Genomic DNA, 9,766 nt, shown 5'->3' on the forward strand with positions numbered 1-9,766 from the left:
AGCCCAGCTGAGTCAGCGCATTCTGTTCGGCACACTCGATGATCGTGCGCTCGTTTAACAAGCTTGCCAATGTGTTTCCGGGGGAAACACTCGACTCATAAATCTCTCCGGGTTTCGGGGCCGATCGAGGCCCCAGCGGGCCCGAGTGTTTCCGGGGGAAACACTCGACTCATAAATCTCTCCGGGTTTCAGGGCCGCTCGAGGCCCCAGCGGGCCCGAGTGTTTCCGGGGGAAACACTCGACTCATAAATCTCTCCGGGTTTCAGGGCCGCTCGAGGCCCGGCTGGCCCGGCGTGTTTCCGGGGGAAACACTCGACTCATAAATCTCTCCGGGTTTCAGGGCCGCTCGAGGCCCGGCTGGCCCGGCTGGCCCGGCGTGTTTCCGGGGGAAACACGCGCTGTGCCCGTTTCCGGCGAGCGCTCTTCAGGTCATAGGGTGTTCTCGAGTACGCGCGTTGCCTTGCGCTCCGCCGCTTTCTTTTTGTGCTGATGCTCGCTGTACAGCACCCAGCCACACACGACGAATCCCGATAGCGCCAATACCCCAAGAAACCCGACGATCATGGTAAGTCCCTCTGACATACAATTCTCCTTGGCTTGTTTTATGTGGTGCGCCATCACCTAAAGTCGCGTCGTAGACGGCACGTACCTGCTTTCCGGCGCTCGCGCACCCGGTAGGCACTCAACGCCCCAAATAGATTGCCGTGACCTGCTCGCGTTCATGCCCCAGCTCGCGACTGACGGTCATCCGGGCCTGTTGATCACTCGCCCGCTGATCGGCGCTTAACGCACTCGAGACCGGCCCGCCGGCGGCCGGCGCAGCCCAGCCGGTCAGGGTTTCGTAGCGTCGCTGGGCGTACGCATGGCGCAGGCCATGCATTCGGGACAGCCCGGCTTTCGGCAGCAGGTACTCATAGCGTTTGAGGTGCTGAACGTAGGAGTGGGTCGGTGGAATCAGCGAGCCAGAACCGGCAACCTGATGCGCCCGATCAAGCACGGCCCGCTGGTCGTCGGTCTCGATGGGGATCTCGCGCTCACGCCCCCCCTTGGTCCAGGAGCCTTGCAACACCAGGCGGTCTCCCTGATCGGCCAATGCCGGCCGCAGTTTCATCGACTCTTCCCGTCGCAGCCCGAAGGCCGCCTGAAGCTCGAGACTGACTCGAATGCGGTGATCCGGCACCGCTTCCAGGCGCGGATCCAGCGTTTGTGCCTTGCTCACACCAGTCACGTGCACCCGGTCCCGGATCCCCAGCTGGGTATTGTCGCGCGGGATCACCGACGTCTTGCCCACCTTCTCGGCCCACCATCGCACGTGGGCCATCCGGTTCTTGATCGTGCCATCGCTGATGCCCTCGCCCTGCCACCGCTCAACCAGGGCGGTTACGTGCTTGGGCTTCAGACTACTGGCACGCATGTTGCGATAGCCCAGCTCCTGAAGCTGTTGGGAGATGCTGCGCAGCGACCGGCTTCGCTGATACTGCGTGGTCTGGCTGCCATCGCGGTTGCGCTGGCACAGCTGCATGAAATCGAAGCCGAGCTTGTTCATATGAGCGATATCCTGGTCAGTGTACTTGCCCGATCCGTACGCAGTACGTGACGGAACGCCCGATAGGGCCGGGGGCATAAAAGGGCGATGCTCTCTCGCCTGCTGCAATGGCAGCGGCCTGACGGTTTGCCTGTTGGCAAATCCGGGCAGGCGGTCGTACAGCGTGTGTCTCCTCAAGCGTTCGATGGGAAGGCCGGAGATCGCGCCCCACGAGGGCGGTACGATCTCCCTCGTGAAGGCCATGGCAGTCACCCATGGCGGTGGTCCGGTTCAAGACCGGGGGGTTCAGTAGTCTCCAACCGCGTAACGCGGCGCCTGCTTTCGAGAGACGATCAGGCGTTGGGACGGACCGTCTGGTCCAAAGGGACTCCCACTTGGGAACGGCAGGGAGGCGCCGAGCGGCAATGCCGCAAAGGGCGCGACTGAGCTCCGCAGTCGCCACGGATGATGCACGATCAGCCTACCGTGATGGGCTTCCAAATTAAAGCCCATCACACAGCTGGCATTTAAATAATTGGCCTTTAATCCCAGTATTGCTGGACCAACCACAGGCCGTCACTACCTAAACGGCAGTGACGGCCTGAGCGAACACAGCAGCGATCGACCTCCTGGACAGATCGGCAGATCCGATGGTTCATCGTGTCGTGGGTTTTGAATGGCTCACTCAGCGCGTCTAATTGCCGGCTGTCCGCCTCGCGACGCTCGTTGGCAGGCATAACCCTTCACTCGACCAAAAGTGGGCTCAAATCGCCCTTATTGGTCGATCTCAGGCTATGCCGTCGCATGATTCCGAGAGGCTTTCATTCATCCCTGCATAACCGGGCCGTAGGCCCAAACGTGCAGCCATTAAGGTGGGGTACGGCCCACAAGAGTTTAGTGCTTTAGCGGCCAGCTTTTGCCGAGGACGCGCAGCCGCCTATGCGGCTCGACCGCGTCCTTCTCGACTTGTCGAGGCACTTTTTGGTTTTAGGCCGCCGTAGGCGGGGCGGAAGGAGCGTCAGCGACTGGAGGGCAGGCGTGTTTTGCTTTTCTGTACTTTTCCCCTTTTCCCCTTTTAGGGGTTCTTAAGTGACTGATATAGGAAAGGAAATATGGGGAAAAAGGGAGGGAATGGTGGTTAAAAGGGGAGGGAATGGTGGTTAAAAGGGGAGGGAATGGTGGTTGAAAGGGGGAGGGAATGGTGGCCAAATAGGAGAAAAATAAAAAACTCCCTTTTTTAGAGGGGATCGCTTCTTACCTATACCTTGGAAGGTGGCCACGTCATGCAGGACGCTCAGGTGTACAAGGCAAACGCTCTCGTTGAAGCCTCCTACCGGCTCAGTCTCTACGAACAACGCATAATTCTGGCATGTATCGCACAGGTGCGAAGAGATAAGCCGCTAACCGATCAGCAGCTCTATACGGTCAGTGCCCAACAGATCGCAGACATGGCAAAAATCAGTGTCGACAGGGCCTACCAGCACATCAAGACCGCCTCTGAGCGTTTGTTTGATCGTCGAGTGACACTCCATGAGGCCCCAAACGGTAATGGCCACGCCAAGGTCAGACTGACTCGCTGGGTACAAGAGGTCGTTTATCAAGAAACGTTAGGTACTGTGGCGCTGCGGTTTAGCCAGCCCATGGTGCCGTACTTGTCACAGCTCACGGAGCAGTTCACGCGCTACGCTCTGGCCGATGTGGCCAAGATGACTAGTGCTCACGCCGTGCGTCTCTATGAACTTTTGGCTCAGTGGCGGGGATCAGGCAAGCGTGAGGTTGAAATAGAGTGGTTACGCGAGGCGTTCCAACTCGGCGAGAAGTACCCTGCGATTAAAGATTTCAAGCGCTGGGTGATTCAGCCGGCCATCGATCAGATCAACGAACATTCGCCACTGTGGGTGAATTGGGAACAGAAGAAGACTGGTCGCAAGATCACACATCTGGCTTTCAGCTTTGGCGAGAAGATCCAAGAAATCCGCCACAAGCCGCAAAAAGGGAAAAGCAAGGGTAAGGCAGGGAAAGAGCCAAAAAACGGCTCGGGGGCGCTTTACGGCATTCCTATGCCCGTCATCGAGAAAATGGCACAACCAGGCGAGTCATACGAAGATGCGGCGCTGCGCTTGCTTGATGAATCAAAGAGAGGAGCGTGACTTACCCCTAGGTCACCGACGGGTGGATATCATGCGGATCTGCACGATATCCATTCTGTATCTCCAAGCTTACCCTTTTTATACTTTTATACTTTTATACTTTTAGGCCTTTTAAGCTATTGATATTAAAGTTTTTTTGGCTTTAAAAGGGGACAGATTCAGGGTTTAAAGGGGACAGATTCAGGGTTCAAAGGGGACAGATTCAGGGTTGTGAGAGGGACAGATTCAGGGTAAAAGAGGCCATTGTTATATTGTCCCTATATAGCGTTTTCAGATGTCAGAGCACCATAGATGAACAAGCCTCAAATCTATAAGAGCAACGCTTTAATCAAGGCGTCTTATCGCCTGACTCCTGCAGAACAGCGGATTATGTTGGCGTGCATAGCACAAGTCCGCAGGGATAAGCCCATCACCGATGAAGTGCTCTACGATGTCACAGTGGCAGACTATGCCGCACTTGTCGGTACAGGCTCACACTCGACCTATAAAGAACTTGCTGATGCCGCCTTGCGGTTAAAGCGTCGAGAGGTGTGGATTACCGAGCGCCCCAATGGTGAAGGATCGCACGAAGAAACGTTAATCACTGGCTGGGTGCAGTCGATTCGTTACCGGAAAAATGAAGGACGAATACAGCTTCGATTTACCAAGGATATGCTGCCCTACCTGACCCAGCTTACCGAGCAGTTCACGCGCTATTCGCTGTCGGACGTAGCAAAACTGACCAGCTCGCACGCCATGCGACTCTACGAGTTACTTTGCCAGTGGAGGGATGCTGGCCATCGTGAGGTCGAGATCGACTGGTTGCGCGATGCCTTTCAACTCGGTGACAAGTACCCGGTCCTAAAGGACTTGAAGCGACGAGTAATTGAGCCTGCGGTAACCCAGCTCAACGAACATAGCCCGCTGTGGGTGAAGTGGGAGCAGCGCAAGACCGGTCGTCGAGTTTCACATTTGGTATTTACCTTCGGTGAGAAAAACTCAAAAGCTGCTCAGTCCCCCCTTAAAGGTAAATCCAGAACAAAGACCATGGGCAAGCATCACAGCGCCTCAGGAGCCATGTACGGGATTCCCCAATCTGTTATCGAGGAGAAGGCCCTTCCGGGGGAAAGTTACGATGAAGCCGCTCTTCGCCTACTGGGCGAGGCACAGCATAAGTAATCTCTGATTTTCAGCAGGTTAAACACCATTTATCTGGCATCACTCATTCTTATACTTTAGTCATGTACTGGCAGTCAGGATGCTTTTACGACGCTTTTCGCAGCATTTCGGTTGACCTTCTACCGAGAAGCGTGTCAGGATGCATCTCAGTGGTTAGCAAGACGCATATTGTCAGTTGTGATCGAATTTTTCGGTAGTCTGGTTATATACCCTTGTTCTTCCCGCTATATCTGGGGCAATACCCGGCAAATTAAAGATCGCGCTTATTTTAGCGCAAAGGAATATCGAAAATGGCAACTGGTACAGTTAAGTGGTTCAACGATTCTAAAGGCTTCGGCTTCATCGCTCCTTCTGACGGCGGTGACGATCTGTTCGCCCACTTCTCCGAAATCAAAGCTGACGGTTTCAAATCCCTGCAAGAAGGTCAACAAGTCTCTTTTGACGTGACCCAGGGTAAGAAAGGCCTTCAGGCTGCAAACATCCAGCCTGCCTAACTTTTAGTTAGGTAGTGCTTTCGAAGCTTCGGCTTCGAATGAAAAAGCCCGCTCATGCGGGCTTTTTTGCGTCATGACCCTTTAAAACCGGCAGCGGCCTGATCATGGGAAAAGAAAAACACATTGCATGATCCAGGTTGTCGTTGAATACCCTCAGAGTATGTTGCCATGTATGTAGTGGAGCACGGATGCTCCACCGAGCACGGATCGCTCAACAATATGCATGAACAGGATATTCATGAGGGCAGGTAAGGACACATAGCTCTAATAGAGCCCGGCCAGGTTAATTCTGAAGCCGGGTTTTTCGTGTCTGCCTATCTGGCTTTTTTGTTAACCCCACCGCTCTTAATAGTCCGCCGGCAAATCCACGAACTCTATGAGCGCAAGACCATGGCAGCACCCGCTACCCAGCGAGACTATACGCTTCTTTGGGCTCGTTTGGGCCGCTCTGGCATACCACCGAGAGCACCCATCATGCGTTTGGATCGAACAGATAACGCAGGCGCTGCAGAAAGGTCCGTTTAGGCGGGGACGACGGCTCGGAATCGGGCTGATGGGTCAGCAGTCGTTGGTATTCCTGGAGTTCGGCACGCATCTCAACCACCTGCTGGTTCATCTGTTCGACCTGTGCCACGAGTGCCACAATTTGTGGGTCAGTGTGTGCCAGTTTTGGTGTGCCATCGTCAGTGCCACCATGTGCCATTTTTTCAGATTCGGGCCGTGCCACCTGTGCCAGCTCACCATAGGCACGAATCAATTCTGACGTTTCGATGACACGCTTGTCACTATCATCAACGCCATACGACAGAAGGCCTCGCGCCATATCGCGGTAAAGCGTGCGCCGACTTTTCTGTGCCATCTGGCACGCATCTTTCACACTGTGCCACGCCATGGACAAGTCCCTGTGCCATCAATGAGTTCACCCGACGATTGTATGGCGTGCATTGAAGTAATGTCACACGTGCTGTGCCACATCGAAGCAAAGGGTTTTTCGGGGATCTGAAGATGGAAAATGGAAAATAATGGAGCCAAACCCGCTAACGCCTCGCTTCACTCGCCCTTATCGGTCGATTTCAGGCTATGCCGTCAAATGATCCCGAGATGCTTGATCATTCACTAATGATTTACGCAATGACTAAAATCTTAGTCGTTCGAATGGTCTGCCTGTAAGAGCTGTATAAGCCACCGTATTTTGAATATTGATATGGCCCAGGTACTGCTGCACCGTACGCAGATCGACGCCTTGGTTGATTAGGTGCACCCCGCAGGCATGGCGCAGCGCGTGCGGATGCCACTTTACACCTAGGACGCGCTCACTAAGACGATGTAGCGCCCGACGAAACCCGTCAGCGCTGACAGGTGCCTCGCGCTCATTGACGAAAATCAGCCCTCCGGTCCGGCCGCTTTCGCGCTGATAACGCTTCAACGCACGCACGGTCTCGCCCTGAAGCGGGTGCGTGCCATTGAGGCTACCTTTGGCTCGTGTGATGCGTAGCTCATGCGTCGACAACTCCACGGCGGTCCAGCGCAGCCCGACAAGCTCCGACACACGCAAACCATGCTCGAACGCCAAGCGAATCATCAACGCATCGCGCTGACCATGACGGCTGTGTTTGAGCGCGCCCCGCATGAGCCTATGCACTTCATCACGGGTCAAATACTGCCGACCTCGAGCCGCATCATTGTCAGAGCGGCTTCTGACTGTCCGGCTTTCGATGTGTCGGGGCACTGTCGGGTCAAGATGTAGGGGACTGTCTGGCACAGGCTGACGCTCTCTTGAACAGGCTGACTGTCCGGGTTTTGGTTAAAACCCGGATAGCAGAATAAAGCACTTAACTTAATAAAAAACATACAAAATTAAAAAGGTAGGGCATTAAGGGCCATATAAGAAGAAGTACTTTCTCCCCCTGGTAAAAACAATCCCTTTTTCTATAGCTTCTTCATGGTGAGAGCTATAAATAAGCTCCCTGAGCTTCTTCATACTATTTATCTTGCGAGGCTCTCTTTTATATTGAAGCCTCTCCAGCTCACTTAACGAGCATGCCATCCTAGCATTTTTTATAGCACCACTCTTTTCGATAAGGTCTAGCTTCTCTTTAGAAACAAGTCCAATAAGCCCCTCTATTTTATCTATCTTTTTGTTAAGATAGCTCACAGCATCCTCTGGAGAATTTACATTGGCAACCTTCCACGCAGGCTCATGATGAAAGACTCTATTCCTGAAATTTCTAATATCTTCTACGATGTCGCGAGAATCAGTAATAACCTTTTTTGTCTTACGCCCTCCCCAGTTCCCTCTAAAGACTTTGCCAGCATTTTTAGGCCATATAAGGCCATTCCCAACAAACTCATCATCCAAAATAAATTCCCATGTTGAGAAATCAGTCTTAGAGACAATTTCCCCATGAGTTGGCTTTACATTTTTAGTTCCGTATCTTTTTTTCTTATCTTTTACCACTCCTTTAGAAGCTCTTGAAAAACAATCTCTTAAATTATAAACAGCGTTTGGCTCTTGGTTTGCTCCTAGTTTGAAAGACTTATAATGAATCTTTCCTTTCTTCCACCAAAAGCGACCTATATCACTAACAATAGCTCTATCAATAGAGTTCCTTATTGTAACTTCCAAAGAAGATATTATAGGATACATTTTTGAGCATACATTTATATTCCACAAGTATGCGCCAACAAGCTCTGCGTCGCTCCCGTGAGGAAACACTTTTTTATAACTATCAAGTCTTTCATTTGTTATTAAATCATCAATTATATCTGGTCTGTATTTTATTGAATTAGGCATTATAATTAAATCTCTTAAAAACATATTGACAATATTAAAATAATTATATATGATTATGGGCAGGGTTGGTAAGTGGATCCAATGGGCTTCGCCTAAGAGCATTTACAAAGACCTAGAAAATACCCGCCCCGGCCTAGAGCCGGGGTTTTTAATGCCCAAATAATAGCCTTTGACTATCAAAAAATAACAATCAATTTATTTAAATTAAAAAATAAGAGCAGTCACGGTTACGCGTCTTATCTTGAGCGCAAAAATGGCCCTCAATGGGGCCATTTTTGATAGTGCGTTCTCGTTCGAATCTATCAACGTAACGGGCACACCAGGTGGCTGTCATGTATTTCAGACATACTTGCATGACCGATCCCATTGACCCGTGTTAGCTCTCTGATCGAGCTCCAGGGACGTCCTTCGATGATGGCCTGAGCGCGTGCCGGCCCAACGTTCGGCAACTCATCCAACTCCCTTGCAGAACCAGTATTCAGATCGATGCAGTCGGATTTCGGGGCATTGGCCGGCTGGCCCTTTGCCGAAGCGAATCCGGGTTTGGCATCCCCGATCGTCATATAGATCGGTGCGTGATCCGAAACTGTACTGCGCCCCTGTTTGTTTGTGATTCCCAGCAGATCCGGGTACTTCACGATCGCGCTGCCAGTGACATTCAGTACATCTGGATCAAACCAAAGGTTGTCATAGAGGTTTGCGTAATCCCCGTTCGTCTTCCCAAGGGTCGTGGCGCCAGACGTGATCGCAGGCTGTGCACCCTGATCACGAAGTGGCTGCCAGGCTGGGCTGTCAGGTGGGAGATTGTAGTCGCCCGCGATGACACGCGGTGTATCTGGATAGACCTCTCGCATCCAATCCCAGATCGACGCCAGTTCCCGAATCTCAGGCGTGCGGTCTGAGCGGCTGTCGCCATACACGATATGCACCGTGGCCATGGCTACCCTGTCACCATCATCCTTGTCACGGAACTCAGCCAGATACGGCTCACGCGCGAACAGGTCATTCGGATCCAGATAGACCACAGCGCCTTTCGTGTACTCGACGGTACTGTCACGCCAGAGGTAGGCATAGCTCTCTTTGTACGAGCTGCGGCCGACTTCGTGAGATGCCATCGACGACCAGGATTCCCCAGTTTGCGCCTCGAGCGCGTGCTCGAGCTCGGTGACTGCACCTTCGCCCATGACTTCCTGCAATGCCCAGAGATCAGCACCTTGAGCAATCTCGGCAACCTGGCCGATGTTCTTGCCATTGTTCCATCCCAGGTGTTTCAGATTCCAAGAACCTATCGTGATGTCGGCCTGGGCTGTCCCCACAAGACTAAGTGCCGCAATTCCCAATGAGAGTGCGGCAATCAAGCGCTTACTGTCAGTCATCAATCACCAATACCGGATTCTGCTTTTGATCGGGTCTTTTTATTCAGCACCAGGAGTGACCATGTCCCGCATCGCCATCCGTGCACGCTTGTCGATCTCGCCGAGCGTGTCCATGGCGTCTTCGGACATGCCGTTGTCCTTGAACAAGCCCAGCTGAGTCAGCGCATTCTGTTCGGCACACTCGATGATCGTGCGCTCGTTTAACAAGCTTGCCAATGTGTTTCCGGGGGAAACACTCGACTCATAAATCTCTCCGGGTTTCGGGGCCG

At 52.8% G+C, this 9,766-nt stretch carries 10 protein-coding genes; 3 read left to right on the top strand and 7 right to left on the bottom strand.

The annotated features are described in order from the left end of the window. Positions 1-429: 429 nt before the first annotated feature. Entirely contained in the window at positions 430-582 is a 153-nt protein-coding gene (locus NAT21_RS15370; protein WP_250939837.1) for a hypothetical protein, read from the bottom strand. Between the two features lie 100 nt (positions 583-682). Beyond that, a complete protein-coding gene (locus tag NAT21_RS15375) occupies positions 683-1,546 on the bottom strand; it encodes a phage integrase N-terminal domain-containing protein (RefSeq protein ID WP_250939839.1) in 864 nt (287 codons plus the stop codon). 1,262 nt (positions 1,547-2,808) lie between these two features. On the opposite strand from NAT21_RS15375, the gene NAT21_RS15380 reads away from it, so the two are divergent. The 3 genes from NAT21_RS15380 (at position 2,809) to NAT21_RS15390 (ending at position 5,327) form a co-directional block, all read left to right on the top strand. Next, positions 2,809-3,675 (top strand): RepB family plasmid replication initiator protein, encoded by an 867-nt coding sequence (locus NAT21_RS15380; protein ID WP_250939841.1) that lies wholly within the window; start codon positions 2,809-2,811, stop codon positions 3,673-3,675. 291 nt (positions 3,676-3,966) lie between these two features. Further along, positions 3,967-4,833 (top strand): replication initiation protein, encoded by an 867-nt coding sequence (locus NAT21_RS15385; RefSeq protein ID WP_250939843.1) that lies wholly within the window; start codon positions 3,967-3,969, stop codon positions 4,831-4,833. Between the two features lie 290 nt (positions 4,834-5,123). Further along, on the top strand, positions 5,124-5,327 hold the full coding sequence (locus NAT21_RS15390) for a cold-shock protein (protein WP_250939845.1): 204 nt from the start codon (positions 5,124-5,126) through the stop codon (positions 5,325-5,327). A 472-nt stretch (positions 5,328-5,799) separates the two neighbouring features. Here NAT21_RS15390 and NAT21_RS15395 read toward each other — a convergent pair whose 3' ends face one another. The 5 genes from NAT21_RS15395 to NAT21_RS15415 form a co-directional block, all read right to left on the bottom strand. Continuing rightward, a complete protein-coding gene (locus tag NAT21_RS15395; protein ID WP_250939847.1) occupies positions 5,800-6,219 on the bottom strand; it encodes a hypothetical protein in 420 nt (139 codons plus the stop codon). A gap of 243 nt (positions 6,220-6,462) precedes the next feature. Continuing rightward, positions 6,463-6,984, bottom strand: a complete 522-nt coding sequence (locus NAT21_RS15400) for a tyrosine-type recombinase/integrase (RefSeq protein WP_250939849.1) — start codon at positions 6,982-6,984, stop codon at positions 6,463-6,465. A gap of 216 nt (positions 6,985-7,200) precedes the next feature. Beyond that, positions 7,201-8,223 (bottom strand): CAAX protease, encoded by a 1,023-nt coding sequence (locus tag NAT21_RS15405; protein ID WP_250939851.1) that lies wholly within the window; start codon positions 8,221-8,223, stop codon positions 7,201-7,203. A 200-nt stretch (positions 8,224-8,423) separates the two neighbouring features. Then, entirely contained in the window at positions 8,424-9,497 is a 1,074-nt protein-coding gene (locus NAT21_RS15410; RefSeq protein WP_250939855.1) for a helix-hairpin-helix domain-containing protein, read from the bottom strand. 39 nt (positions 9,498-9,536) lie between these two features. Continuing rightward, positions 9,537-9,766 (bottom strand): hypothetical protein (locus NAT21_RS15415; protein WP_250939853.1); only part of this gene is annotated, 230 nt, incomplete at its 5' end.

The organism is Larsenimonas rhizosphaerae, assembly GCF_023700005.1.
GTDB classification, from domain to species: domain Bacteria; phylum Pseudomonadota; class Gammaproteobacteria; order Pseudomonadales; family Halomonadaceae; genus Larsenimonas; species Larsenimonas rhizosphaerae.

Excerpts from the sequence above, each read along its gene's own strand:
- NAT21_RS15370 (WP_250939837.1), bottom strand. The coding sequence starts at position 582 with ATGTCAGAGGGACTTACCATGATCGTCGGGTTTCTTGGGGTATTGGCG.
- NAT21_RS15375 (WP_250939839.1), bottom strand. The coding sequence starts at position 1,546 with ATGAACAAGCTCGGCTTCGATTTCATGCAGCTGTGCCAGCGCAACCGC.
- NAT21_RS15380 (WP_250939841.1), top strand. The coding sequence starts at position 2,809 with ATGCAGGACGCTCAGGTGTACAAGGCAAACGCTCTCGTTGAAGCCTCC.
- NAT21_RS15385 (WP_250939843.1), top strand. The coding sequence starts at position 3,967 with ATGAACAAGCCTCAAATCTATAAGAGCAACGCTTTAATCAAGGCGTCT.
- NAT21_RS15390 (WP_250939845.1), top strand. The coding sequence starts at position 5,124 with ATGGCAACTGGTACAGTTAAGTGGTTCAACGATTCTAAAGGCTTCGGC.
- NAT21_RS15395 (WP_250939847.1), bottom strand. The coding sequence starts at position 6,219 with ATGGCGTGGCACAGTGTGAAAGATGCGTGCCAGATGGCACAGAAAAGT.
- NAT21_RS15405 (WP_250939851.1), bottom strand. The coding sequence starts at position 8,223 with ATGCTCTTAGGCGAAGCCCATTGGATCCACTTACCAACCCTGCCCATA.
- NAT21_RS15410 (WP_250939855.1), bottom strand. The coding sequence starts at position 9,497 with ATGACTGACAGTAAGCGCTTGATTGCCGCACTCTCATTGGGAATTGCG.